General features: G+C 70.0%; 21 protein-coding genes. 8 read left to right on the top strand and 13 right to left on the bottom strand.

Annotated features, from left to right (window positions below; all coding sequences use genetic code 11):
- Positions 1 to 178: 178 nt before the first annotated feature.
- On the bottom strand, positions 179 to 775 hold the full coding sequence (locus tag ACWCSD_RS20505) for a PadR family transcriptional regulator (RefSeq protein ID WP_387667625.1): 597 nt from the start codon (positions 773 to 775) through the stop codon (positions 179 to 181).
- A 65-nt stretch (positions 776 to 840) separates the two neighbouring features.
- On the opposite strand from ACWCSD_RS20505, the gene ACWCSD_RS20500 reads away from it, so the two are divergent.
- Together ACWCSD_RS20500 and ACWCSD_RS20495 are read left to right on the top strand one after the other, a co-directional pair.
- Positions 841 to 2,412 (top strand): FAD-dependent monooxygenase, encoded by a 1,572-nt coding sequence (locus ACWCSD_RS20500; protein ID WP_397162558.1) that lies wholly within the window; start codon positions 841 to 843, stop codon positions 2,410 to 2,412.
- Between the two features lie 3 nt (positions 2,413 to 2,415).
- Positions 2,416 to 3,063, top strand: coding sequence for an HAD family hydrolase (locus tag ACWCSD_RS20495; protein ID WP_387667630.1), 648 nt, complete (start codon positions 2,416 to 2,418; stop codon positions 3,061 to 3,063).
- Between the two features lie 29 nt (positions 3,064 to 3,092).
- Here ACWCSD_RS20495 and ACWCSD_RS20490 read toward each other — a convergent pair whose 3' ends face one another.
- Complete coding sequence (locus ACWCSD_RS20490; RefSeq protein WP_358283780.1) at positions 3,093 to 3,593, bottom strand: DivIVA domain-containing protein; 501 nt, start codon at positions 3,591 to 3,593, stop codon at positions 3,093 to 3,095.
- Positions 3,594 to 3,766: 173 nt separating this feature from the next.
- Between ACWCSD_RS20490 and ACWCSD_RS20485 the strand changes: the two genes are divergently transcribed.
- From ACWCSD_RS20485 to ACWCSD_RS20475, 3 genes are all read left to right on the top strand, one after another.
- Positions 3,767 to 4,630: an ABC transporter ATP-binding protein gene (locus ACWCSD_RS20485; RefSeq protein WP_449916885.1), complete on the top strand. Its 864-nt coding sequence runs from the start codon at positions 3,767 to 3,769 to the stop codon at positions 4,628 to 4,630.
- A gap of 78 nt (positions 4,631 to 4,708) precedes the next feature.
- A complete protein-coding gene (locus ACWCSD_RS20480) occupies positions 4,709 to 5,380 on the top strand; it encodes a hypothetical protein (protein ID WP_449916882.1) in 672 nt (223 codons plus the stop codon).
- Between the two features lie 31 nt (positions 5,381 to 5,411).
- Entirely contained in the window at positions 5,412 to 6,119 is a 708-nt protein-coding gene (locus ACWCSD_RS20475) for an SGNH/GDSL hydrolase family protein (RefSeq protein WP_397162555.1), read from the top strand.
- 86 nt (positions 6,120 to 6,205) lie between these two features.
- Here ACWCSD_RS20475 and rlmN read toward each other — a convergent pair whose 3' ends face one another.
- On the bottom strand, positions 6,206 to 7,306 hold the full coding sequence (rlmN, locus tag ACWCSD_RS20470) for a 23S rRNA (adenine(2503)-C(2))-methyltransferase RlmN (protein ID WP_352350343.1): 1,101 nt from the start codon (positions 7,304 to 7,306) through the stop codon (positions 6,206 to 6,208).
- 153 nt (positions 7,307 to 7,459) lie between these two features.
- Between rlmN and ACWCSD_RS20465 the strand changes: the two genes are divergently transcribed.
- Positions 7,460 to 8,482 (top strand): suppressor of fused domain protein, encoded by a 1,023-nt coding sequence (locus tag ACWCSD_RS20465; protein WP_358283771.1) that lies wholly within the window; start codon positions 7,460 to 7,462, stop codon positions 8,480 to 8,482.
- On the opposite strand, the gene ACWCSD_RS20460 is transcribed toward ACWCSD_RS20465, so the two are convergent.
- The 6 genes from ACWCSD_RS20460 to ACWCSD_RS20435 form a co-directional block, all read right to left on the bottom strand.
- Positions 8,462 to 9,301 (bottom strand): phosphatidate cytidylyltransferase, encoded by an 840-nt coding sequence (locus ACWCSD_RS20460; protein WP_352323802.1) that lies wholly within the window; start codon positions 9,299 to 9,301, stop codon positions 8,462 to 8,464. The two genes, ACWCSD_RS20465 and ACWCSD_RS20460, sit on opposite strands and share 21 nt — an antisense overlap.
- A gap of 57 nt (positions 9,302 to 9,358) precedes the next feature.
- Positions 9,359 to 9,916 (bottom strand): ribosome recycling factor, encoded by a 558-nt coding sequence (gene frr / locus ACWCSD_RS20455; RefSeq protein ID WP_352350337.1) that lies wholly within the window; start codon positions 9,914 to 9,916, stop codon positions 9,359 to 9,361.
- Positions 9,917 to 9,959: 43 nt separating this feature from the next.
- Complete coding sequence (pyrH, locus tag ACWCSD_RS20450) at positions 9,960 to 10,658, bottom strand: UMP kinase (protein ID WP_352323800.1); 699 nt, start codon at positions 10,656 to 10,658, stop codon at positions 9,960 to 9,962.
- 145 nt (positions 10,659 to 10,803) lie between these two features.
- Entirely contained in the window at positions 10,804 to 11,637 is an 834-nt protein-coding gene (tsf, locus tag ACWCSD_RS20445) for a translation elongation factor Ts (RefSeq protein ID WP_352323799.1), read from the bottom strand.
- A 972-nt stretch (positions 11,638 to 12,609) separates the two neighbouring features.
- Positions 12,610 to 13,545 (bottom strand): 30S ribosomal protein S2, encoded by a 936-nt coding sequence (rpsB, locus tag ACWCSD_RS20440; protein WP_364324423.1) that lies wholly within the window; start codon positions 13,543 to 13,545, stop codon positions 12,610 to 12,612.
- Positions 13,546 to 13,787: 242 nt separating this feature from the next.
- Complete coding sequence (locus tag ACWCSD_RS20435; protein WP_397162554.1) at positions 13,788 to 14,402, bottom strand: ArsR/SmtB family transcription factor; 615 nt, start codon at positions 14,400 to 14,402, stop codon at positions 13,788 to 13,790.
- 153 nt (positions 14,403 to 14,555) lie between these two features.
- Between ACWCSD_RS20435 and ACWCSD_RS20430 the strand changes: the two genes are divergently transcribed.
- The gene (locus ACWCSD_RS20430) at positions 14,556 to 15,878 is read left to right on the top strand and encodes an MFS transporter (protein ID WP_397162553.1); all 1,323 of its coding nucleotides are present in this window, start codon (positions 14,556 to 14,558) and stop codon (positions 15,876 to 15,878) included.
- 441 nt (positions 15,879 to 16,319) lie between these two features.
- On the opposite strand, the gene ACWCSD_RS20425 is transcribed toward ACWCSD_RS20430, so the two are convergent.
- A complete protein-coding gene (locus tag ACWCSD_RS20425; RefSeq protein ID WP_449916871.1) occupies positions 16,320 to 17,558 on the bottom strand; it encodes a GNAT family N-acetyltransferase in 1,239 nt (412 codons plus the stop codon).
- A 175-nt stretch (positions 17,559 to 17,733) separates the two neighbouring features.
- On the opposite strand from ACWCSD_RS20425, the gene ACWCSD_RS20420 reads away from it, so the two are divergent.
- Positions 17,734 to 19,146, top strand: coding sequence for a M23 family metallopeptidase (locus ACWCSD_RS20420; RefSeq protein ID WP_449916868.1), 1,413 nt, complete (start codon positions 17,734 to 17,736; stop codon positions 19,144 to 19,146).
- Between the two features lie 1,569 nt (positions 19,147 to 20,715).
- Here ACWCSD_RS20420 and ACWCSD_RS20415 read toward each other — a convergent pair.
- From ACWCSD_RS20415 to ACWCSD_RS20405, 3 genes are all read right to left on the bottom strand, one after another.
- On the bottom strand, positions 20,716 to 21,585 hold the full coding sequence (locus tag ACWCSD_RS20415; protein ID WP_449916890.1) for a tyrosine recombinase XerC: 870 nt from the start codon (positions 21,583 to 21,585) through the stop codon (positions 20,716 to 20,718).
- 522 nt (positions 21,586 to 22,107) lie between these two features.
- Positions 22,108 to 23,361 (bottom strand): DNA-processing protein DprA, encoded by a 1,254-nt coding sequence (gene dprA / locus ACWCSD_RS20410; RefSeq protein ID WP_449916865.1) that lies wholly within the window; start codon positions 23,359 to 23,361, stop codon positions 22,108 to 22,110.
- Positions 23,362 to 23,452: 91 nt separating this feature from the next.
- Positions 23,453 to 24,994, bottom strand: coding sequence for a YifB family Mg chelatase-like AAA ATPase (locus ACWCSD_RS20405; RefSeq protein WP_449916863.1), 1,542 nt, complete (start codon positions 24,992 to 24,994; stop codon positions 23,453 to 23,455).
- Positions 24,995 to 25,113: the final 119 nt, after the last annotated feature.

Here is a 25,113-nt window from a genome sequence, read left to right as displayed (position 1 = left end):
GCCGTCGTCCGAATTTGTGTACTGTGTAAGCTTACCAAGTAAGCAAATTCGAGGAGTACCCGATGATCGCGGTCGCCGTCACCGTCCCGCTCGTTCGCGGGCATCACCGGGGCGTTCCTGGCCGCGCCGGTGACCTCGGTGCTCGTCGCGCTGCTGCGGCGGCCGCGCCCGCACCTGATCACTCCCGGGCCGAGCTGACCGCCTCCAGCTCCTCGCGCGACCACTGGATGCGGCCTTCCCGCAGGTCGGCGATGACGGCGCGGAGCCAGCGGGCCTCGGCCGCCGTCACCTCGCGCAGGTACTCGGACTCCAGCATCGTGATGCGCGGCAGGTCCTGCTCGGCCGACAGGCTCGACTCCAGCTCGGCCAGCGTCTGCTCCACGGCCGCCGCCCGCCGCTCCAGCGCGTCGGCCAGCACGCCGGGCGGGAGCAGCATCGCGTTGGACAGCGCGGCGGGGAACTGCGGGAACTCCTGTTTGGGACGGCTGAGCATGTCGTCGAGCCACACGTCGAGCCGCTCGCGCCCGGCGTCGGTGAGCTCGTAGACCGTGCGCTCCGGGTACTGCTGGTCGCGGCCGGTCTCCCTGACCCTGAGCAGCCCGGCCTCTCCCAGCCGCTCGATCGTGCGGTAGAGCCCGGCCCGCTGGCCGACGTTGACGACCTGGTCCTTGCCCCACTGCTTGAGCAGGCGCTGCATGCCGTACGCGTGCAGAGGCCGGGACCGCAGCAGGGCCAGCACGGTGAGGGCGAGCGGCGAGCCGCGGTCGAGAGCCATGGCCCTCATCATAGCCGCACAGCAACTAGTTGACTTGAGACTAGTTGCAGTGCAACTATCTCCCCATGACCACAGCAGACCGCCCTGAGGGCGTCATGACCGAGATTCCCGTGCTGATCGTCGGCGGCGGCTACGCCGGGCTCACCTCCGCCCTGTTCCTGTCCCACCACGGGGTGCCCTGCGTGCTCGTCGACCGCCACCCCGGCGTGTCGCTCCTGGGCAGGGCGCGCGGCATCACCCCGCGCACGATGGAGATCTACCGGCCGCTCGGCCTGGAGCAGGCCGTCAAGGAGGCCGGGCGGCCCTTCGACGAGGAAGGGGGCGTGGCCCGCTGCGAGACGCTGGCCGGCGAATGGCAGTGGCTCTTCGAGGGCGGCTCCTCCCGGGCGATGCCCGAGCTCACCTCGGGCGAGTACGGCATGGCCGACCAGAGCACGGTCGAGCCGATCCTCGCCGAGGCCGCCCGTGCCCGGGGCGCCGACCTGCGCTTCGACACCATATGCAGGTCGATCGAGCCCGACGCGGACGGCGTCACGGTGGTGACCGAGGACGCCCGCACCGGCGAGCGCCGGACCCTGCGCGCCCGCTACCTGATCGCCGCCGACGGCTACCGCGGCACGATCAGGGAGCGGCTGGGCATCGCCCGCGAAGGGCTCGGCGTCCTGCGCGCCTACCAGTCCTTCGTCTTCAGGGCCGACCTGTCGGAGCTGGTCACCAAGCGGGCGCTGTTCTGGATCCTCGGGGCGCCCGGCGGGACGGCCTCGGGCGCGATGGTCTCCCACGCGCTGCCGGGCCATTGGGGCATGGCCCTGACGTACGACCCCGCCGCCGAGTCGCCGGCCGACTTCACCGACGAGCGGCTGGTCGCCTCGGCCAAGGAGCTGATCGGCCGCGACCTGCCCGTGGAGATCGTCAGCAGGGCCGCGTGGGAGGAGGCGGTGGGCGTCGCCACGCGCTACCGCGAGGGACGGGTCTTCCTGGTCGGCGACGCGGCGCACGTCTGGCCGCCGGCCGGCGGGCTGGGCGCCAACTCGGCCGTCCAGGACACCCACAACCTGGCCTGGAAGCTGGCCGCCGTGCTGGCCGGCCGGGCCTCCGACGCGCTGCTCGACACCTACGAGGCCGAGCGCCGCCCGGTGGCCCTGGAGCTGGCCGACCTGACCGTGCGCAGCCAGGCGGCCAGGTTCGGCCCCAACCCCGAGGACGACCCGCTGGACCACGTCGCGGCGATCCTGGGACAGCGGTACCGCTCGTCGGCCATGGTCGGCGCCACCCACGAGACGGTGCTCGGCGACCCGGCGGCCCAGGGCGCCCGTCCCGGCACCCGCGCCCCGCACCTCTGGCTCGACCGGGACGGCGAGCGCATCGGCGTCCACGACCTGTTCCACGACGCCTTCGTCCTGCTGTGCGGCCCCGGCGGCGCGGACTGGGCGCGGGCCGCCGGGCCCGGCGTGCGGGTGCACCAGGTGGGCGGTGACGTGCTCGACGTCGAGGACGTCTGGGCCGAACGCTACGGCGACGCCACCGCCGTCCTGGTCCGCCCCGACGGCTACGTGGCCTGGCGGGCCGAAGGACCGGCGGTCGAGGGCGAGGTCGGCCGGGCGCTCGACCAGGTGCTCGGAAGGGTCATCATGTGACCTATGCGATGGATCACGTTCGACTGTTTCGGCACCCTCGTCGACTGGCGGCACGGCATCGGCACCAGCCTTGAGCTGATCGCGCCCGGCAGGGGGGACGAGCTGCTGACGGCGTACCTGCGGCACGAGAGCGCGGTCGAGGCCGAGACGCCACGGGCCCGCTACCGGGACGTCATGGCCGAGGCGCTGCGCCGCGCCTGCGCCGAGACCGGAGTCCCGCTGAACGACGACGACGCCTCGGTGCTGGCCGCCACGCTGCCCTACTGGCCGGTGTACGCCGAGGTCGGGGCGGAGCTGTCGGCCCTGCGCGCGGCGGGCCGGCGGCTGGCGCTGCTGACCAACTGCGACCGCGACCTGATCGCCCAGACGCTGCGGCGGCTGCCCGTGCCGTTCGACGCGGTGGTGACCGCCGAGGACGCCGGGGCCTACAAGCCGGACGAGGCGCACTTCGAGCACTTCAGCAGGACCTACGAGCCGGCCGAGTGGGTGCACGTGGCGCAGAGCCACTTCCACGACATGATCCCGGCCGAGCGGCTGGGCGTGCGCCGGGTGTGGATCAACCGGCACGGCGAGCGGCCCGCCGGGCCCGAAGTCGTCCGGGTGGTCCTGCCCGACCTCCGCGGCCTGCTCGCGGCCGTCGAACGGGCCTGACGGCGGCGCCGGGGCCGCACCGCGGCGGCCTAGCGGGGTTTCTCCAGGATCTCGGCGACGCCTTCGAGGAAGGAGTCGACGTCGGCGATCAGGTAGCCGGCGCGCAGCAGCACGGTCGAGAAGCGGGCCTCGCGCACCTCCTGGGCGGTCACCGCGAACTCGGTCGTGCCGCGCAGGGTGGCCACGATGCGGTCGAGGAAGGCGTCGACCTCGTCCTCGTTGTAGCCGGTGCCCATGCGGCCGGGGCGGAAGGCCACCCGTTCGACGCGGGCCGCCTGGGTCTCGAACCACTCCTCGCGCAGCAGCTCCCCGGTGGGCTCGGCCATGGCCAGCCGTACCGGGCGCTTGGCCTGGGTCTCCAGGGCCACGACGAACGCCTCCAGCGCGAAGTCCACCGCGGTCTCGTGGTAGCCGCCGCGTTTGGCGCGGAAGGTCGCGGTGCGGACCTCGTCGGCGGTGACGGGCTCGACCGTGTGCGGGCCTCTGCCCAGGGTCGACTCGATGCGCGCGATCAGGGCGTCGACTTCCACGGGGTCATAGCCTGAACGCATACCCATGACGCGCGGAAAGCGGTTCAAGCCCACTCCTCCTGAGATGTGCCGGGGGCTTCTCCATTGTGAGGCCCTTCATCACGGTCAGGCCCTTTATAGCGGTGAGGCCCTTTATCACGGCCCTGCGCCCTGACATATACCGTTACAGCACCATGCGACTGTTACAGGTCTCTTTTCGCTACCGAAGACGTCAGCCCTTCGTCCTCGAAGAGGCCGACGCGCAGCTCGCGCCGGGCGACGCGATCGAGCTGACCGGGGCCAACGGGGCGGGGAAATCCACGCTGCTGCGGCTCCTCGCGGGGCTCGCGCGGCCGACGCGGGGCCACATCACCGACCGTCCCGGCGTCGTGGGCTTCGCCCCCGACCGCTTCCCGACGGCCCAGCCGTTCACGGTGACGTCCTACCTGACGCACATGGCGTCCGTACGGGGCGGCGCCCGGTGGCGGCCCTGGGCCGAACGCCTGAACATGGGCCACCTTCTCCGCCTGCCGCTCGGCGAGCTGTCCAAGGGCAGCGCGCACAAGGTCGGCCTGGTCCAGGCCCTGATGGCCGACCCCGGCCTGCTGATCCTGGACGAGCCCTTCGCCGGCCTGGACGCCGACGCCCGCGAGATGCTGCCCGCCATCGTCACCGAGGTCGCCGGGCGCGGGGGCATCGTCGTCGCCAGCGACCACCAGGGCGGTTTGCGCGGCCTCCCCGGGCTGCGCTCATGGTCGCTCGTGGACGGCCACCTCAAGGAGGCCACCCCTGCGGCCCCTGGGCCTTCCGCGGCCCCGATCTCCGCCACCCCCGTCGCCCCTGAGCCCCCCGCGGCCCGGATCTCCGCCGCCGCTGTGGCCCAGGTGGCCCCGGCGGCCTCTGCGTCCCCTCCGACTCACGCTCCGGAACGCCCGCTGACCACCGTGGCGGTCACCCTGCCCGCCGACGAGCTCCCGCTCTTCCTGACCAGGATGCACGACCAGGGCTACCGAACCTCCACCCTCGACCACCCCCACACCCCCGAGGAGCCCGGATGATCGCCCTGGCCGCCGTCCGCCTGACCGAGGAGTGCCGGTGACCGCCCTGGCCGTCTTCCGCTCGCCTGAGGAGTGCCGGTGATCGCTCTGGCCGTCTTCCGGTTGGCCGCCTATGTGCGGTCGCACCGGGTCCATCAGTCGCTCCTGCTCACCCTCGCCATGCTCGCGATCGTCTACGGCAGCCGCGCGCCCAAGGGCACGGAGGCCGCCGTGCTGGCCGACGGCGCCGTCCTGATCATCCCCATCCTCGCCTGGGCCACGCGGAGCCTCCTGGACACCGAGCCCGACCGGCAGCGCGAGCTGTCGGCGGTCACCGCGGGCGGGCGCGGCAAGGAGGTGGCCGCGGGGCTCGTGGCGAGCCTGGTTGCCTGCGCCGCGCTGGCCGCCGTCGGCCTCGCGTGGGCCGTCCTGCTCGGCCTGAGCGAGCGCCCCGGCCGGGACGTGCTCGGCGCGGCCCTCGTCCTGCACGCCCTGGCGGTGCTCGCCGGGACGGCCCTCGGCGCGCTCACCAGCCGGGCCGTGCTGCGCTCCCCCGCGGTCTCGATCATGTCGCTGGTGCTCGGCTACCTGGTGATGCTGCTGCTCAGCGCGTCCCCCGCGTACTGGCTGACGGTTCCGCTGGTGGTCTGGATGCGTACGGCCGGCGCCGGCGAGCTGCTCGACCAGCTACCCCAACTGTCCGCCATCTCCCTGGTGTGGTGCCTGGCGGGACTCGCCCTGTATGCCTGGAGGCGCCGTAGGGTAGGTTAGTAAGCGTTCACTCACCCCGGAGGAGGCAACGGTGAAGGTGATCTGCCTGGGTGACAGCATCACCCGCGGACAAGTGAGCGTCGACTATGTGGCCATGCTGCGCGACCGGCTGCCCGGCGAGACGGTGATCAACGCGGGCGTCAACTACGAGCCGTCGTCCGAGCTGCTCAAGCGTCTCGACGACGTCGTACGGCAGGATCCGGATGTGGTGACCGTGCTCATCGGCACCAACGACGCCAACGCCACGTTGAGCGAGAAGCGGGCCAGGGCCCTGCGCAAGCGCTGGAAGCTCGCCGAGACCCCCACGCCCGCCGCGTACGCCGCCAACCTGACGGCCATCGCCGCCCGCCTGCAGAACGAGACCATGGCCCGCGTGGCGCTGCTGTCCCCGCCGGTCATCGGCGAGGACCTGGACTCGGTCCCGGTGCGCCGCACCCAGGAGTTCGCCGAGATCGTCAGGACGGTCGCCGCCGAGCAGGGCGTGACCTACCTGCCGCTCAACGAGCGCATGACCGCCGACCTGGAGGGCACCTCGCCCCGCACCCACTACCGTCCCGAGAGCAACCAGGCGCAGACCGCCGCGATGCAGCACTTCCTGCTCGGCCGCAGCCTGGACGCCATCTCCAGCAGCCGCGGCCTGCGGCTCACCACCGACACCGTGCACCTCAACAGCCGGGGCGCGGCCATGATCGCGGACCTGATCGAGACCTTCGCCGCCCGCTCGCCCGCCACAAGATAGGCCGGCCGCCCTGTTCGGCGGCCGCCGGTCGGGGCCGGTCACTTGCTCGAAGAGGGCCGGCTACCACCCGCTCGGGCCGGGGCCGGTTACTCGGCCGCGGCGAGCTGGCCGCAGGCGCCGTCGATCTCGCGGCCCCTGGTGTCGCGCACGGTCACCGGCACCCCGTGGAACTCCAGCCGGCGCACGAACGCCCGCTCGTCCTCCGGCCGGGAGGCCGTCCACTTGGAGCCGGGCGTGGGGTTGAGCGGGATCAGGTTGACGTGCACGAGCTTGTTCCTGACCAGCTTGCCGAGCAGGTCGGCCCGCCACTCCTGGTCGTTGACGTCCTTGATCAGCGCGTACTCGATGGAGATGCGGCGCTTGGTCTTGGCCGCGTACGACCAGGCCGCGTCGAGGACCTCGGCCACCTTCCAGCGCGTGTTGATCGGGACGAGCGTGTCGCGCAGCTCGTCGTCGGGCGCGTGCAGCGACAGCGCGAGCGTGACCGGCAGCCCCTCGTCGGCGAGCTTGCCGATGGCGGGCACCAGCCCCACGGTGGAGACCGTGACCCCGCGCGCGGAGATGCCGAGACCGTGCGGCGCGGGCTCGACCATGCGGCGCACGGCGCCGATCACCTGCTTGTAGTTGGCCAGCGGCTCGCCCATGCCCATGAAGACGATGTTGCTCACCCGGCCGGGACCGCCCGGCACCTCGCCCGCCGCCAGCGCACGGGCGCCGGAGACCACCTGCTCGACGATCTCGGCGGTGGACATGTTCCGGGTCAGGCCCGCCTGTCCGGTGGCGCAGAACGGGCAGTTCATGCCACAACCGGCCTGCGACGACACGCACATCGTGACCCGCTCCGGATAGCGCATGAGCACCGACTCGACCAGCGCGCCGTCGAACAGCCGCCACAGGGTCTTGCGGGTCGTGCCGCCGTCGGTGGTCAGCTCCTTGACCGGCGTGAGCAGCGTCGGCAGCAGCGCCGACAGCTTGTCGCGGGCCGCCGCGGACAGATCGGTCATCTCGGCGACGTCGGCGGTGTGGCGCTCGAAGTAGTGGCGCGAGAGCTGGTCGGCGCGGAACGCCTTCTCCCCCAGCTCGGTGACCGCGGCCCGGCGCTCGGCCATGGACAGGTCCGCCAGGTGCCGCGCGGGCTTGGCCCGTCGCGGTGCGACGAAGGTGAGCTGGCCTGGCTGCTGGGACACGTTCCTGCCTTTGCTTGGGGGACTTCCGGGACTCTGCTTGGGACTTCCGGGATTTCTCACCGGCCAGGTTAGTGAACGCCGGCCGCGGAGGAGGCATTCCTGATCACGGTACGGCTCGCGTCAGGGTCACCGCCCGATCTACAGTCATCTCGTATGGCGATTTTCCGGTCGGCATCTGGCGAGGGTGGCACCGAGGTCGTCCTCGCCGCCGGTAACCCCTACGGCAGCCGCACGCTCGTGGTCGAGCGGGACGAGGACTCCTCGGTAGCTTACCTGTGCTCGCCCGAGGGCGCCGTCCACGGAGCGGTCTGGCTGGCCAACCACCGGCCGGCCCCGGCCGTGGTCGACCTGGCCCGGATCAACTCCGGCCTGCCCCCGCTGATGCCGAGGGGCAACACGACGCACCCCGAGGGGCGCAGGCCGCTCGGCCAGTTGTCCGCCCTGTGGTTCGAGGAGGGCGACGGCGTCGCCCTCTACGAGGACGACGACCTGCTCGCGGTCATCCCCGGCTGGGCCGACATGAGCAGGGGCATGCCCGGCTACGCCCGTGACGCCGTGGGCGAGTCGCCGTTCGCGTGGGCGCTGTCGGAGGCGCTGGAGGGGCTGCGGCCGCGTATCTCCAATGCCACGTCCTACTGGCGCTGGCGGCACGGCGAGGGGTCGTGGCCGTCGTTCCAGCAGTTCGTCATGGGCCATCTGGACCGGGTGCTCGGCCCGGCCGGCCGGTACTGGGACGCCAGCGGCGAGCGCCTGCCGACCGTCGGCATCACCGAACGGCCGCCGTACGCGGGCCGCGAGCCGACCGTGCTGTCCACGGTGGGGATGAGCTGCCAGCGCATGCCGACGGTCGAGCAGTGGATCGACCGCCCCGACGCCTACGCCCGGATCGAGCTGGCCGTGGCCACCCACGACGACCCCAGGGACGCGGCGCTGCTGCTGGTGTGGCTGGCCCAGTATCCGTGGCACTCGGTGACCTGGCTCGGCCACGGGCACACGGCCAAGTGGTACCACGAGCCCTCGACGTTCCCGCTGGGGCCGCAGTACTCGGGGGTGCTCATGCGGGCCGACCCACCCGACATGCCTGACATGTCGGGGTTCGCGTTCGGCGGGGAGGCCGTACGGTGGTTGTGGCTCACGCCCGTCACGACGGAGGCGTTAGAGGAACAGCGTCAGTAGCAGCCAGACCGGCACCAGCGTAGTCACCAGCGAGTCGAGGCGGTCCATCAGGCCGCCGTGCCCCGGCAGGATCGTGCCGAGGTCCTTGATGCCGAGGTCCCGCTTGATCATCGACTCGATGAGGTCGCCCACGGTCGCCAGCAGCGCCGCCAGCGCCCCGATCAGCGCGCCCAGCCAGAGCGGGCCGTCCAGCAGCCAGGTCACCAGCCAGCCGCCGACCAGCGTGCAGGCGATCACCGACCCGGCGAAACCCTCCCAGGTCTTCTTCGGGCTGATGACCGTCATCTTGTGCCTGCCGAACAGCACACCCGCGACGTATCCGCCGATGTCGCTGGCCACGGTCACCGCGATGAAGATCAGCACCCGGTCGCGGCCGTCGTGCGGCGCCAGCAGCAACGCCGCGAACGCCGCCAGCATCGCCGGGTAGAACAACGTGAACACCGAGGCGGTGCCGTCGCGCACGTAGCCGTCGGTGCCGTCGCTGAACATCCGCCAGACCAGCAGCACGAACGCGAACACCGCGAACGTCCCCAGCAGCCAGAACGGCCCGCCCCAGTACGCCCCGGCCTGCATCGCCACCAGCCCCGCGAGCACGGGCACGGCCGGGACCTTGATCCCGCGCGTGGCGAACGCCTTGGTCAGCTCCAGCACGCCCACGCCGACGCACACCACGATCACCAGGAGGAAGAGCTCCTTGATCGTGTAGAGGGTACCGAGGACCAGCGCACCCAGCCCCACACCCACCGCGATCGCGGCCGGCAGGTTCCTTCCGGTACGGCTGCCGCCGTCCGGGCCGGTGCCGGCCGTACGTTCTTCCACAGACACTCTCCATAGCCACGGCCCCCGCCTTCCGGCGAGGGCCGCGAGGCGTGCCGCTCAGACTTCGAGCAGCTCGGCTTCCTTGTGCTTGAGCAGCTCGTCGATCTTGGCGACGTGCTTCTGGGTGAGGTCGTCGAGTTCCTTCTCCGCGCGACGGACCTCGTCCTCGCCCGCCTCGCCGTCCTTGATCATCTTGTCGAGGGCCTCCTTGGCCGTACGACGGATGTTCCGGATCGACACCTTGGCGTGCTCGCCCTTGTTCTTGGCGACCTTGATGTACTCCTTGCGGCGCTCCTCGGACAGCTCCGGGAAGGTCACGCGGATCACGTCGCCGGTGTTGGTCGGGTTGACGCCGAGGTCGGAGTCGCGGATGGCCTTCTCGATCGCGCCCATCGCGCTCTTGTCGAAGGGCTGGATGATGACCATGCGCGCCTCGGGCAGGTGGAACGAGGCCAACTGCTGCACCGGAGTCGGAGTGCCGTAGTACTCCGCATTGATCTTGTTGAACATCGCGGGGGTGACCCGGCCGGTCCGGATGGTCGCGAAGTCTTCCTTCGCGACCGAGACGGCCTTGTCCATCTTTTCCTCGGCTTCGAGGAGGGTTTCGTCGATCACAGCGGCTCCCTGTCTACTAGCTGGCGGTGTCGGGCTAGCTCCCTCATTTGCCTGCGGGACTCACCAGCGTGCCGATTTTCTCACCGCGTACCGCTCGCAGGATGTTGCCCTCGCCCATCAGGTCGAAGACCACGATCGGCAGATCGTTGTCCTTGCACAGGCTGATCGCGGTCGCGTCCATGACCGCGAGGTCGCGCAGCAGCACCTCGCCGTAGTCAAGATGGTCGAACCGGACCGCGTCGGGGTTCTTGCGCGGGTCGGAGTCGTAGATCCCGTCGACCTGCGTGCCCTTGAGCAGCGCCTCGGCGCCGATCTCCAGGGCTCGCTGCGACGCCGCGGTGTCGGTGGAGAAGTACGGCGAGCCGAGACCCGCCCCGAAGATGACCACGCGGCCCTTCTCCAGGTGCCTGATCGCGCGGCGCGGCAGGAAGGGCTCGGCGACCTGCTGCATGGTGATGGCGGTCTGGACGCGGGTCTCGACGCCGCGCCGCTCCAGGAAGTCCTGGAGCGCCAGACAGTTGATCACCGTGCCGAGCATGCCCATGTAGTCGGCCCTGGCGCGGTCGATGCCGCCCTGGGACAGGGTGGCGCCGCGGAACATGTTCCCCCCGCCGACCACGACCGCGACCTGCACGCCCTCGCGCACGGCCTCGGTGATCGAGTCGGCCAGGTGGTCGACGACGGCCGGGTCGATGCCCAGCGGGTCGTCTCCGGCGAACGCCTCGCCTGACAGCTTCAACATCACCCGCTTCCACCTCAGTGGACCCTGCGGGCTGGGTGATGAGGAAGCCGCCGTCCGTGTGGATTCGTGGGCTGACTCCCGGTGGTCCTGCACGGCGGCGGCCTCCTTCATTGGGTGGAACTCTGGGCTGGCAGTTCGCTCAAGCCTATGCCTGGCCGACCTTGAATCGGACGAAGGCGAGCACCTCGACGCCGTTCTCCTCGGCGTACTTGCCCACGCTCTTCTTGTTGTCCTTCACGAAGGCCTGCTGGACCAGGGTGAAGTCCTTGTACCAGCCGTTGACGCGACCCTCGACGATCTTGCCGATGGCGGCCTCGGGCTTGCCCTCCTCGCGGGTCATCTCCTCGAAGAGCTTGCGCTCCTTCTCGACGACCTCGGCGGGGACGGACTCGGCCTTGAGGTACTGCGGGGCCATCGCCGCGGCGTGCTGGGCGATGTCCTTGGCGACCTCGGCGTTCGGCTTGTCGAGCTGCACGAGCACGCCGACCGCCGGCGGCAGCGCCGGGTCCGTCTTGTGCATGTACGAGCCGATGTAGCCGCCCTCAAGCACGGCGAAGCGGCGGATCTCGATCTTCTCACCGAGCGCGGCGTTGGCCTCGTCCAGGTGCTCCTTGACGGTCTTGCCGTCGAAGGAGGAGTCGAGCAGCGTCGCCACGTCGGCGGGCTTGCTCGCCAGGATGTGCGCGACCACACCGGCGGCCAGCTCCTGGAAGCGCTCGCCCTTGGCCACGAAGTCGGTCTCGCAGTTGAGCTCGAGAAGAGCGGCGGAGGAGTCGCTGTCCTGCTGGAGCGCGACGAGGCCGTTGGAGGCCGTACGGGCCTCGCGCTTGCCCACGTCCTTGGCGCCCTTGAGGCGCAGGAGCTCGATGGCGCGGTCGAAGTCGCCTTCGGACTCCTCAAGCGCCTTCTTGCAGTCCATCATGCCGGCAGCGGTGATCTCGCGAAGCCGCTTGACGTCGGCCATGTTCACGGAAGCCATTGCTCTTATTCCTTGTGGGATTTCGTCGTCGTCGTGGATCGGAGTGGACGCCCTGGGCGCCCGCCCCTGGTCGGTGCGGCAGGCGCGCGCCGCACCAGGGCCTTGTCGTGCGCGGGTCGTGCGCGGGTCGTGCGTTCTGCCTCGGTCGTGCGCGGTCTCGAACGGTGGTGCCGGTTGTGTCGGGTTGTGCTCGGACGGTGGTGCCAGGCGTTGTCCGGAGGGCGCCCTCACGCCGGGTTCCCTCCCGACCAGCCGAACATCCGTCCGGCCGACCCGGCCCTCGCCCAACCGGCTGAGCTCCGAGCCATCGAACCTCCGCCCAACTGGCCGAGCTCCGAGCCATCGAACCTCCGCCCGACCGGCTGGGCTTCCGCCCGGCCCTTTGGCTTTCACCTGACTGGCCCGGCTTTCGCCTGGCCCGTCCGGCTGCCTCCGGAACCTTCGCTCGTACCTGGGCTTGGTCTGGGCTCGGGCTTCGTCCGGCCTGGGCGCGGACTCCGCTCGGGCCCGGGTTTTCGCCCAGGTCTCCGCTCAGCAGGACGGGCTCCGCCGGTGGAGCTCCGCTCCGCCTCGCTCGGCATACTGCCCAGCCAGGCTCGGCTTATCGCTCCGGCCCGATGGTCATCCACCTCGGCTCACCGCCTCGGCTTCCGACGCCCGGCCCTGACCTACCGCCCGAACCTGATCGCCACCCTGCCTTGACCTATCGCCTCGGCGGGGTGCCGTCCTGTCCGGCTTGCCGTCCCGGCTCGGCCGTTTGCCCAGTCGAGACGCGTACCTTGCCCTACCAAGCCTCAGCCCGCGCAGGACCTCGGCCTTGCCCTTCACAACCTCGGCCCGCGCAGGACCTCGGTTCCGCTCACCCTCTGTCGGCCGGCTGCCCGCCCCGCACCGCGGTCGAGGACGACCTGCGGCGCGGAGCCGGCGCCTGTACCGTGCCCGGCCTCACGGACCGGGCGCGGCGGCCGTGTCTCAGGCCTGCGGCTCGGACTCGGGGGTCGCGTCGGCAGCCGGAGCGGCCTCGGCGGCGGGCGCCTCCTCGGCCGGAGCCTCGGCAGCGGGCGCCTCGGCGGCGGGGGCCTCCTCGGCGGCGGCCTCGGGAGCAGCCTCAGGGGCGGCCTCGGCGGCCTGACCCTGGCCCTGCTCGATGAGCTCGCGCTCCCACTCGGCCAGCGGCTCGGCGGCGGCCGGCTTCTCGTCACCGCGGGCGGCGCCGGAGCGAGCCATCAGACCGGCGGCGACACCGTCGGCGACGACCCTGGTGAGCAGGCCGACGGCGCGGATGGCGTCGTCGTTGCCCGGGATCGGGTAGTCGACCTCGTCGGGGTCGCAGTTGGTGTCGAGGATCGCGACGACCGGGATGCCAAGCTTCTTGGCCTCGCTGATCGCGATGTGCTCCTTCTTCGTGTCCACGACCCACACCGCGCTGGGCACGCGGCCCATGTCACGGATGCCGCCGAGCGTGCGCTCGAGCTTGTCCTTCTCGCGACGGCGCATGAGGAGCTCCTTCTTGGTGAGCCCCGAGCCGGCGACGTTGTCGAAGTCGAGCTCCTCGAGCTCCTTCAGACGCTGAAGCCTCTTGTGCACGGTGGAGAAGTTGGTGAGCATGCCGCCCAGCCAGCGCTGGTTGACGTACGGCATGCCGACCCGCGCGGCCTGCTCGGAGATGGCCTCCTGAGCCTGCTTCTTGGTGCCGATGAACAGGATCGTGCCGCCGTGGGCGACGGTCTCCTTGACGAAGTCGTAGGCACGGTCGATGTACGACAGCGACTTCTGCAGGTCGATGATGTAGATGCCGTTGCGCTCGGTGAAGATGAAGCGCTTCATCTTCGGGTTCCACCGGCGGGTCTGGTGGCCGAAGTGAACGCCGCTCTCGAGCAGCTGTCGCATGGTGACGACGGGGGCCATGTGATGGTCCTCCAGGTCTGGGCGCCCTGCGGATGGGCGCAGTTCTCGGTTGTGCCGCGGCAGCGCGTTGTCTACCGCCCTGATGCCCCAAAACCGCTCCAGCCGGGCCGGGGCCCGGACCGAGGGTGCGGTCCGCAACGGGGCATGCGAAGTCGGCCTGTTGCCACAGGCCATCGAAAAGTCTACCTCCCACACCGCCCCAGGCTGACCGTCGGAGGTCAAACCGACATGCCGGGTACGGCTCACCCCACATCGTGGTCCTCCGTGGGCAACCCGGGCGACGTCCTGGGGGCGACCGGGAAGAGGTTGATCTGCGCCTCCGCGATCCTGGCACCGCTCGGCGCGTCCTCCTGGCTGCGCTGGTGGGCGATGTACGGCTCCAGGAGCTTCTCGATCTCCGCGCTCAGCCGTCCCAGCTCGCTCGCGTCGACTCTGATCCGGGTGCGGCTGAAGCGCGTCGCGTCGCGCCATTCGTCCGTGTCGTGCTCGGTCCTGGCCAGGGCCCGGTCGGCCTCGTCGCCGGCCTCCTTGCGGAACGCCTTGATCAACAGGGTCTTGGCGTCACGGACCTCCGGCTGGTCGTCCGGCAGCACTCCCACGCTGAACGGCTTGTGCGTCGACCTCCACAGCCGTTCGCGTCCGTCCCCTCTGGGCGGGGCGTCCTCGACGAAGCCGTATTTGGCCAGCATGCGCAGGTGATAGCTGGCGGCGCTGGGCGTGATCCCCGCGATCTCGGCCACCTCGGTCGCGGTGGCGCTGTCCTGCACGCCGAGCCGGTTGAGGATCAACAGCCTCGCCGGGTGAGCCAGCGCCCGCATCATCTTGGGATCGCTGAGCCCCTCCATGTCCTGCGTCATGTGCCAAAGGTACCCGGCGGGAGATGTGAAGCATTCCCTTTACAACTCTGAAGGGATCCCTTCATACTTATGAAGTCTTCCTTTCACATCTCTCCCCACCCGTCCGACCGGCCCCCCTTCAGCTCCCTCGAACTCGCCACCGGAGACCCCAGCATGGACACGACGCCCCCACTCCCCCTCCGCAAACAGCGCGACTACCGCCTGCTGTGGAGCGCCCGCACGATCTCGATCACCGGCTCGGAGGTCTCCAAGCTGGCCGTCCCGCTGACCGCCATCACGCTCCTGACCGCCTCACCCGCCGAGATGGGACTGCTCACCGCCGCCGCGCCGCTGCCCGCCCTGCTGTTCGGCCTCCAGTCGGGCGCCATCGCCGACCGTCTCACCCGGCACCGCCCGCTGATGATCGCCTGCGAACTCGTCTCCTGCGCCGCCGCCCTCACCGTCCCGCTGGCCTGGCTGCTCGGCGTCCTCACCGTGCCCTGGCTGATCATCGTGGCCCTGGTCATCGGTACGGCCGGCGTCATCTTCAAATCCGCCAACTTCCCCTACATAGCCGCGGTCGTGGATCCGTCGCAGCGCACCGAGGCCATGGCCGGCTTCCAAGCCTCGTACTCGGTGGCCTCCGTGAGCGGCCCCGGCCTGGCCGGCATCCTGGTCCAGACGCTCACCGCGCCGTTCGCCGTACTGGCCGAGGCGCTGTCATTCCTCGCCTCCGCCATCCTGCTCCGCTCGATCCGCACCCCGGAGCACAACGAGCCCACCCGCTCGTCCAGCATGTGGCACGACATCGTCGAGGGCCTGCGAACCAGCCTCACCCACCCCACGCTCCGAGCCGTCCTGGGCGCCGGCGTGACGATCAACTTCTTCGCCATGGCGTACATCGCCGTCTACATGCTCTACATGGTCAACACGCTCGACATCCCCAAGGGAATGATCGGCTTCCTCACGGCGCTGAGCGGCGCGGGCGGCCTCCTGGGCGCCTGGCTCACCTCCCGCCTGTCCAAGCGCTACGGCGAGAACCGCATCCTGCTCGTCTCGGTCCTGTTCTTCCCGCTGGACATCCTCGCCGTCGGCCTCCTGACCGGCCCCCTCTGGGTGAAGCTCACCGTCCTCGGCCTGACGGGCGTCATGACCGGCGTCATCGTGGTCGCCTTCGCCACCTGCATGGGCGTGATCACCCTCCGCTACACCCCCGCCGCCCTCCGAGGCCGCGTGAACGCCACCATGACCTTCGCCGTACAGGGCGTCCTGGCCGTCGGCGGCCTGGTGGGCGGCGTACTGGCCGAGTTCATGGGCCTGCGCCCGGTCATCCTGCTGAGCGCGGCGGGCATCGCCTTGAGCAGCCTCTGGATCTGGCTCTCCCCCCTACGTCCCAACCGCCCTCAGACCTCCCACACCCCACCCGCGCCCCCTCACAACCCCAGCCCCCAGACACTGAAGAACCTGATCGAATCCAAGCGCCACTCAGTCATCTAGCCACCTCCACTCCCCAGATTCCGCACTTCGCCCGTACGGACCCCACTACGTCTCGCTCCCACCGCTCTCCGCCTCTTGCCATCTCGCCAACCACACGTACACCCACGGCGCCTGCACCGGTCGTACGGCACACAGCCAGAGCCCTCGCCCTCCCGGCGTCGGCGGTTACCGTCACTGGGGGCGGCCCGTTCCTTGGGCACAGCCTTTCTCCAGCTCTTGGCGCAGCTCTGGATCGATCGCCACACCAGCCGCATGGTGGTGACGCAATGGTGTGACCATGCTGACCAGGCAGAGATCGACCTGCCTGCACCAGCGCACTTCATCAACGTCCTGAAGCCACTTTGAGTCGTCACCGCCGGAAGCGGCCATCAATGGCCGCCCAGGAGCCGCAGCACTCGGCCCTCAAGCTCCGCCGAACAGCGACCTGAAGCCGGGACGGGCCTAATACGGCAGGTAGTAGCTGAGCAGATCCGCGGTGAGCGGCGGGAAGAGCGCCTGGGACAGCTCTTCCTCTCCGGTGTAGACGTCGGGCCGGATGCGGGTCAGCCCCTCGATCCCGTGCGGGCCGAACAACAGGGCGGGCAGGTGGTCGGGTGCCACTCCGATGCCCTTCACGGATCCAGGTCTCTGCATCGGGCCGCCTGTGACGACCTCGCCGAGGCCATCGGCGCCGACCGGGATCCGGTAATGGGCGCCGAAGGTGGAGATGACGATGTCATCGCCGGTGCGGTCCGTCCCCTCTGCGGTGAGGCGCTGCCAGAGCAGCGGCCGGAACCGGTCGAGCAACACCGCGACGTCCGGAATGCGCACGTAGTACTGCTCCGCCCGCTTCCGCGGTTCGTGGTCGAGGAACTCCTGCCAGGCGGTGGCGGTCACGGATCCGGCCCGATGGACGACCTTCAGCTCACTCCCGGGGAACTGGGCGACGACGGCACTGAGCAGGTCGCGGGCCGCGGCCTCGTCGGCGGCGGCAGCCTCGGCCAGCAGCACCTCGTCGTCGTCGGGAGGCGTGGTGCGTCCGGTGGCGATGACGGTGGCGGCGCGCTCCAGGACCCAGGAGGTGCTCGCCTGGTGGTCCAGCAACCATCGCCAGCATGCCGCCGAATGCGGCATGGCCACGTCGAACCGGTCCTGAGCCATGTCCTGCAGAGCTGCCATGGCGGGAATGTCGGCGGGCCGGGCGACGCGGAGTGCGGGCGTGCCGTCACCGGCCGGGGGCGTGTGCACGGTCAGCGCCGACGGTATGTCGATGGCGTACTCGTAGCCGAACAGCCGGTAGAAGTACGGGATCCCGATCATCACCTGAACGACGTGACCACGGGCGGCGGAGCGGTCGTGAGCCCATCGCATGAGCGCCCGTACGAGTCCGCGTCCTTCGTATTCGCGGTCGGTGGCGACCAGTTCGACCTGGCCGGCTGGTAGGCGGATGCCGCCGACGCGCACTTCCTCGTCGAGGAGCGTCGCGGTGGACACGACCCGCTCTCCATCCACGACCACGGCGCAGGCGGACCAGCCGACCTCCGGGTCCGAGACGACCAGCCGGTGGTCGAGGGCGTCGGCCGAGTCGCCACGTTCGGTGAGCAGCGCGCTGATCTGGTCGAGGTCCGCCGGCCGTGCCTGCCGCAGAACGAGACCGTCGGCCAGCGGGACGGATGTGGGGGACGCTGCAGTCGGGCTCACGGTGGGACTTTTGCATCGCCCGGATGACCTCGTCCATTGAATTTCCACTCGGGCGGGCGGGCGGCGGGCTCGGCACAGGGCGGGTTGTCCACAGGAGGCTCCCCACCGCTTCCTGTATCCACAGAATCTCGCTCGCCTCGACCTCCGCAGGCCGCTCCCGGCAAGACTCCCCGCCATGCCCCCTCGCCCACGCCTCCCCGCCCTGTCCCCCCGCTCAGCACCGCCACCGCCGAGACCACGCACGCAGAACGTGGCCCGCCGTGCCGTGATCTCCCTGGTCGTGCTCACAACAGCGATCACGCTCACGACCATCGCCACCCCGGCTCCGCTGGCGAAGGCCGCCCCACCCGCCTGGCGCTGGCCACTCGATGGCAGCCCCCGCGTCCTGCGCCGCTTCGCCCCGCCCTTGGCTCCTTGGCTGGCCGGACACCGCGGCATCGACCTGGCTGCCTCCGCCGACACCCCCGTCCTGGCCGCGGGCTCAGGCACCGTCCGCTACGCAGGCCCAGTAGGCGGAAGGGGAGTCGTCACCATCGACCACCCAGGCGGCCTCCGAACGACGTACCTGCCGATCAGCGCATCGGTGAAGCAGGGTGAGCCGATCACGATGGGCAGCCGACTGGGGGTCGTACAAGCCGTACACGGCCATTGCCAGGAGTCATGCCTGCACTGGGGCCTGATCCAGAGCGCCCGCTACCTGGACCCTCTTCTCCTCCTGGGCCACGCCCCCATCCGCCTCCTCCCCATCTGGCCCAAGACCGCCCTACCGCAGACCACCCCACCCCTGCTCCCTCCGACCCCCAAAACACCCTCCGAAGCACCGCTTGCCTATCCCTCCGAGCCTTCCGAAGCGGCCCTTGCCGTCCCCCTTGAGCCCTCCGACGCACCCCCTGCGCCCTCCGACGCTCCGCTTGACGTCGCTTCCAACCCCTCGGAGGCGTTCGCAGGCAGCACCTCAACCCCACCCACCCTCCGCCTGCTCACCAAGCTGTCCGCCGCTTTCTACCGCCCGAACCCGCCCCTGCTTCCGCACCTGAACCCGCCTGCTCCGCTCGCACGGAACCTGCTCCCCAACGCCCCCGTGCCTCCTCCGCCCCCGCTCCTCGTCCCTCTCCCCCCGCCCCTGCTCACAGTTCTCGCGCACCGCGACTCATCCGCGAACCAGCACAACGCGCTCCCATCCCCCTACTCCACGGTCCTGCAGGCACTTGGCCTCACCGCAGAGCCGCCCCCCGAGACCCCGCTCATCACCCCTGCGGTCACCTCCTCACGCCCGGAGATGCGTTCCAGCGACCTTCCCCTCCGCAACCAATCAGCCATAACTCCCGAGCAGCGGCATGAACCAACTCACGCCCCCTCCAGATCCCTTGCAACCGTCCTCCGACTCCTGACACACGCGGCTTCGCTGCCAGCAGCCCCAGCGCTCGGGCTGGGCACCCTCCTCGCCTCCGCCCTCCTGATCACGGCCCTACGCCGCCGCCGACGCCCCCACAAGAAGCACCACGGCTCAAGAAGCGGCCAACACCGCAAACCCCCAACAGAAGGGCTCCACAGACGCCCCAACCCACCCTCACGACGCTCCTCCTGACCCCCTCAAAACCACCCTCAGAGGCTCACTCTTCAAGCCCTAAAACCCGACACCTGCCGAGACCTCCAAGCTCACAACGAGACCTCCACAACGGCCACCCGCATCAATCCAGAAATGCCTTCAAGGCAACCAAGATGCCCATCCATTCACCGCCGCTGGATGAACACGACCGTCAAACCTCATCGGGAAACGCGCGCGCCCTTGATCCGGACCAAGCCCCAACTAATAAGAGCGCCTTGTTCCGCCCTCCGGCCCCATGGCCCAGCCGCCGTCCGCCGCCTCCATAGCCATCGGCCGTCGCCATTCGCCACCGCCGTCCGCCCACCGCCGTCCGCCCACCACCGACACCGACACCGACCAACCGTCTCTGAACTCTCCGCCCTTCGCGCTTCTTGCTCTTCGCGCCCTCTGCTCCTCTGTGCCCCTCACCGCCAAGCCAGGCAACCGAAGTACGGTGCACCAGGACCGCACTGCCAAGTTGCGGCCTACGTAGAGCGCACGGCACCTGCGCCGCGCGTGGTTGTGGTTGCCTGTAGCGGCACAGGCCACCCGCGCCATGTGAATGGCGACCACTCATTTCTTGGCCGCCGTAGGTCAGCCCAGTCGCTACATGGCACCGCTCCCCTGTAAGCGAGACGCTTTTATGCGCCGTAAGGGGGAGCTCGTCAGCAGGGGACCGAACCAACCCGGGACTCACTTGGGCGAGGGCTGGCCCCACGCCGGAGCCCGTACCCCCAGGGGGGCGGCGTTCACCCGGACAGTGGCTAGACCCGCGCCGGAGCCCACACCCCAGTGGGCGGCGTTCACCCGGACGGTGGCTAGACCCGCGCCGGAGCCCGCACCCCAGTGGGACCGGGGACTCACCCAAGCTGTGGCTAGACCCGAGCTGAAGCCCCCGCTCCCCTTCTGGGGTGAGAGACTCCCAGGCTGTGGCTGGCCCCTGATAGGAGACCATGCCCGCGAATACTCCAACGCCGGAGTGGTTTCGTCCTCTACCGTCCGCGCCGCGTTCGTACGAGTCCTTCGTTCCCCGTTCCTCCTCGGAGGGGGCCAGGTACAGACGCGTCCTGCTGTGGGATGACGGCGCGTGATCTGGAACGTCCAGCAAGCCGGCGCCAGCCAGGAGCATCAGGTCCTCGATCAAGGCGCTGCACGTGACCCACTCCTCCGCGCGCTCGACTCCCGCGCGCCTATCCAGTAGAGCAACCGTCGGTTAGATGGTCGCCACCGGTCTCTCGCTCCACCCCGTGAATCCAGCACTGCCTGCGCGGCAGGAACATGCTCCTCGCGTCATTGCCTCTCGCCCCTTCGCATCCCTCGCGCATTGACGGCACTGTCGTGTCGTCGCGCCGTCGGGTTCTCTGGCCGACGTGGCTACAGGTCTTGGGTCGTTGGCGTAGATGCGGGAACTGCGCAGCACGCCCGAACGTGTCGTGCTGCGTCGCCTGGCGGCGGGCTCGGCCGGGCCCAATGCCTGCGTGGACGCTTGGTTCGACGTCTTATGGCCCTTGCGCTCAGCCGGAGAGCGAGGGGTGGGCGAGAGAGGCAATGGCGTGCTGGTGTTTGTGGTCAGGCGCGGGGGTGGGCTTGGCGGTATGCGGTGCGGAGGCGGTCGATCGAGACGTGGGTGTAGATCTGGGTTGTGTTGAGGGAGGCATGACCGAGTAGTTCTTGGACGCTACGCAGGTCTGCGCCTCCTTCGAGCAGGTGGGTTGCCGCGGTGTGCCGCAGTCCGTGTGGGCCCATGTCGGGGGCGCCCTCGGTCTGGGCCAGCCGCGCGTGCACCACCCGTCGTACGGTGCCGGCGTCGATCCGGCCGCCACGGACTCCGAGGAAGAGGGCCGGCCCGGAGCGTTCCCGAACCCAGATGGGACGCCCGTTGATGCACCATCGGTCCAGAGCTCGAAGCGCTGGCAGCCCGAACGGCACGGAACGCTCCTTTCGTCCCTTGCCCAGGACCCTGATGACATGCCGGTCCCGGTCCACGTCATCGACGTCGAGCGCGCAGAGCTCACCCACCCGCACACCTGTGGCGTAGAGGAGTTCCAGGAGCGCCTGGTCTCGAAGGTCTTTGGGATCGCCGGTGGACTGGGGCGCGCTCAGGACGGTCTGCGCCTGTTCCTGGTCGAGCACGGCAGGCAAGGGACGGGGCGCCTTTGCGCTGCCCAACAACAGGCCGGGGTCGGCGGCCAGCCAACCCCGGCGGTGGCAGTACGCGGTGAAGGTGCGGACGCACGCCGTTCTGCGGGCCAGCGTGGCTCTTGCCTTGCCTGCACTGTGCTGGTCGGCCAGCCAGCCTCTCAGCTCGCTGATGTCCAGGCCGTCAAGCCGTCCATGGAGGTGGTCGAGGAGGGCGGTGATGTCGGAGAGATAGGCGCGCACTGTATGTGGGGAAAGGTCTCGCTCGAACTGCAAATACCTCTCGAACTCGGCAAGCACTTCGTCGACGTTCACGTCACGGTTCAAACCGGAGTTCAGGCCACGATCCAGGTACGCGTTCACGTGGGGGTTCGGGTCCGCGTTCACATCGGGGTTCAGGCCAGCGTTCGCGTCGGGATTCAGGTCGGCGTTCACGTCAGGGTTCAGGTCGGGATTTGGGTCGCGGTTCAGGCTGTCGTTCAGGTCGTTGTTCAAGGCTTCACCTATTGTCCGCACGAACATTCGCCACTTATGTCACTGCTGTGCCGCCCGATGCCTCGGGCTCGCCATGGGAGCGGTGTGCAGCTCAACCGCCCGAGCGTCCGTCCGAGCGGCCGAGCAAGGCACGACGCGGCACGGCACGACGCGGCACGACGCGGACGTCGGCTGCGGCTTGGTTGCGCGTCGCATTGCCCACATGTCAGTCATTTTCGATCGCCCTCATGCCTTCTTCCTTCACCATCTCACCCGATGCACTCGCCCCTTGGTTCATGGTGGCTGTCACATGGGCGGTGCTGCATGCCCCTACGTCGCAAAGGTTGGTCAGGTAAGGGGTGCGAGTTCTTCGGGGTGGGGCGGGGGCGGGGTGTCGTCTTCCGCAGGTGGCGGAGGGTCGGTGGCTGGGGCTTCGTTGGCCGGGGGTGGGGTCAGGGCCATGGTTTCGGGGGCTTTCGGGTAGCTGGATGTGGTTTTGCGGAGGCGCCAGCCGCCGCCCGCTCGTTCTATGTATCCGGCTGCGGCCAAACCGCCCAGGGCGCTCAGTGTGATGTCCATGCTGACGCCTGCTGAGACCGCTATCGAGGCCGGACCGGCGCCGCCGCGGGTGGGGATGGCGTCCAGGACTCTCTTGGTGGATTCGCTGAGACCGTCGCGGGGGACGATGGGCGTTCGGGTCTGCGGGGCCAGGTCGTCGCCCATGACGCCGACTAGTTCGATCATTTCCTCGGGAGTGGTGACACAGACCGCCTTGCGTTCGCGCAGGAGTTTGTGGCAGCCGGCCGACAACGCGGACGTGGTGGGCCCGGGCACCGCCCCCAGGTGACGGTTGAGAGTGAGCGCGTGGCCGGCGGTGTTCAGGGCACCGCTGCGGAGGGCTGCCTCCACGACGGCCGTGCCTCTGGTCAGGGCGGCGATGAGGCGGTTCCTGATCAGGAACCGGGCGCGGGTGGGATGGACGCCGGGCGGGCATTCGCTCATCACGACGCCCTGCTCGCGGGCCTGGGCGAAGAGCTCCTGATGGCCGCTCGGGTAGCAGATGTCCACTCCGCAGGCGAGAACGACCACCGTGGGTGAGCCGGCCAGCAGGGCGCCCTTGTGGGCCGCGCCGTCCACCCCGTAGGCGCCGCCGGAGACGACGGACCAACCCGCTTCGCTGAGGCCGATGCCGAAGTCGGCCGCGATGTGCAGACCGTACTGGGTGGCGGCTCGGGCTCCTACGACGGCCACGGACTGCAGGCAGGCGAAGCGGAGATCGGCCGTGCCGTGCAACCAGAGGCCCAGGGGGCGACTCGGGCCGAGATGATCCAGTTGCGTGGGCCATTCGGGGTCGCCTGGGACGATCAGCCTGGCTCCGTGCTTCTCGCCGGCCTCCAGATCGGCGGCGGGCTTCGACGCAGCCAGGCGGAGGAACCAGGCGTTCAGCCGACCCGACAGGTCACACGGACGTTCCTGCCGGGACTCCTGGGCGGTGAAGGCCGGTGGAAGTGCGCGCTCGCGGATCGCCTCCACCGCTCCGGAGGCACCGAGGTGGGCCACCAGGCGGCCCATGGCCGTGTCGCCCACGTCGGCGGCTCGCATGAGGGCCGCACATGCCTCATGCTCTGGACTAATCACAGGGACCTCCTGGTGATCTTCATGGGCGGGTTCGTGTGCAGGCGGACGGCCGTGGTCACGGTTGTACTCCGAGCCAGAAGCCGAGGGCTGCGGTGGTCTCGTCTTCTTCTGGGCGGTCTTTGCCGGCGAGGTCGGCGAGGGTCCAGGCGACGCGCAGCGTGCGGTCGAGGCCGCGGGCGGTGAGGGAGCCCGAGTCGAGGCAGGAGGTCATGGGCTTCATCGCCGAATCGGACGGCCGGAAGTCGGAGTGGAGGACGGATGAGGGGATCTCGGCGTTCGTCCGCCAGGCGGTGTGGGCCAGGCGTTTGACGGCGCGCTCGCGGGCCAGCAGGACGCGTTCGGCCACTGTTTCGCTGGATTCGACGAAGTGGCGGTCGGCCAGGAGCTCGCGTCTGGACGAACGGGCGACCGTGACCTTCATGTCGATGCGGTCGAGGAGGGGCCCGGACAGCCGGCCCAGATATCGACGTCTTGTGGTGGGCGAGCAGCGGCAGGTCGAACCGGCCTGGTCGTCGGCCTGGGCGCAGGGGCACGGGTTGGCGGCCAGCACCAGCATGAACCGGGCGGGGAACGTGACCGACGCCGCGGATCTGGACACCGTGACGCGCCCCGACTCCAGCGGTTGCCGCAACGAGTCGAGGACGTGACGAGGGAACTCGGGGGCCTCGTCCATGAACAGCAGGCCCCTGTGCGCGAGGGAGACCGCTCCCGGACGGACGACCGTGCTGCCACCACCGATGATGGCGGCCGCCGTCGCCGTGTGGTGGGGGCTGACGAACGGCGGACGGTTGATCATGGGACTGTCGGGCGGCAGCAACCCCGCGACGGAGTGGATGGCCGTGACCTCCAGGGCGTGGTCGAGCTCCAGGTCCGGCAGGAGGGTGGGAAGGCGTTCGGCCAGCAGGGTCTTGCCGGTGCCGGGCGGGCCCACCATCCACAGGTTGTGGCCGCCTGCGGCGCACACCTCCAACGCTCGGCGGGCCACGGGCTGGCCGACGACGTCCGCCAGGTCGACGGCGGGCTGGGTCACGGGCTTGGGCGTGTCGACGCGGCCAGCGACTTCGGGTTCGGGTGGCTTGTCGCCTTTGCGTAGCCACTCGACCAGCTGGCGCAGGTGAGCCACCGGAACCACGTTCACGTCGGGGACCAGGCCCGCTTCCCCCGAATTCTCCGACGGGACGATGATCGTGGCGTCTTCGTGCGCCGCAGCGGCACCGAGGATGGACGGGAGCACTCCGCGCACGGGCCTGATGCGGCCGTCGAGACCGAGCTCGCCCAAGAAGAAGGGCTCGGCGATGCGCTCCGCCGGGACGACTCCTGCGGCTCCCAGGATGGCCATGGCGATGGCGAGGTCGAACTGGGATCCGCGCTTGGGGAGGCTGGCGGGGAAGAGGCTGACGGTGATGCGGGCGTCCGGCCATGGGTAACTGCTGTTGACCACGGCGGATCGCACCCGGTCGCGGGCCTCGCTGAGCGCCGTGTCGGGCAGACCGATGAGGTGGATGCCGGCCAGGCCGTTGCCCACGTCGGCCTCGACCTCGACGCTGCGGCCGCTCACACCGACCAGCGCGACGCTGCGGGTGCGGGCCACGGCCATCTAGATCGCCCCCCGTATGTGGCGCAGGGCGAAGTTGCCCGCGAAGCGCTCAAGGGCGATCACGTCTATGCGTACGGCTTCGAAGGACCGGGACTGCGCCGACAGCCATTTGGCGGCCA

Source organism: Nonomuraea sp. NPDC001684 (genome assembly GCF_053596515.1).
This window is presented reverse-complemented; position numbering and strand designations above follow the sequence as displayed.

Excerpts from the sequence above, each read along its gene's own strand:
- dprA (WP_449916865.1), bottom strand. The coding sequence starts at position 23,361 with ATGCGAGCCGCCGACGTGGGCGACACGGCCATGGGCCGCCTGGTGGCC.
- rpsB (WP_364324423.1), bottom strand. The coding sequence starts at position 13,545 with ATGGCCCCCGTCGTCACCATGCGACAGCTGCTCGAGAGCGGCGTTCAC.
- ACWCSD_RS20465 (WP_358283771.1), top strand. The coding sequence starts at position 7,460 with ATGGCGATTTTCCGGTCGGCATCTGGCGAGGGTGGCACCGAGGTCGTC.
- pyrH (WP_352323800.1), bottom strand. The coding sequence starts at position 10,658 with ATGTTGAAGCTGTCAGGCGAGGCGTTCGCCGGAGACGACCCGCTGGGC.
- ACWCSD_RS20430 (WP_397162553.1), top strand. The coding sequence starts at position 14,556 with ATGGACACGACGCCCCCACTCCCCCTCCGCAAACAGCGCGACTACCGC.
- ACWCSD_RS20495 (WP_387667630.1), top strand. The coding sequence starts at position 2,416 with ATGCGATGGATCACGTTCGACTGTTTCGGCACCCTCGTCGACTGGCGG.
- tsf (WP_352323799.1), bottom strand. The coding sequence starts at position 11,637 with ATGGCTTCCGTGAACATGGCCGACGTCAAGCGGCTTCGCGAGATCACC.
- ACWCSD_RS20505 (WP_387667625.1), bottom strand. The coding sequence starts at position 775 with ATGGCTCTCGACCGCGGCTCGCCGCTCGCCCTCACCGTGCTGGCCCTG.
- ACWCSD_RS20435 (WP_397162554.1), bottom strand. The coding sequence starts at position 14,402 with ATGACGCAGGACATGGAGGGGCTCAGCGATCCCAAGATGATGCGGGCG.
- ACWCSD_RS20420 (WP_449916868.1), top strand. The coding sequence starts at position 17,734 with ATGCCCCCTCGCCCACGCCTCCCCGCCCTGTCCCCCCGCTCAGCACCG.
- ACWCSD_RS20500 (WP_397162558.1), top strand. The coding sequence starts at position 841 with ATGACCACAGCAGACCGCCCTGAGGGCGTCATGACCGAGATTCCCGTG.
- ACWCSD_RS20485 (WP_449916885.1), top strand. The coding sequence starts at position 3,767 with ATGCGACTGTTACAGGTCTCTTTTCGCTACCGAAGACGTCAGCCCTTC.
- ACWCSD_RS20405 (WP_449916863.1), bottom strand. The coding sequence starts at position 24,994 with ATGGCCGTGGCCCGCACCCGCAGCGTCGCGCTGGTCGGTGTGAGCGGC.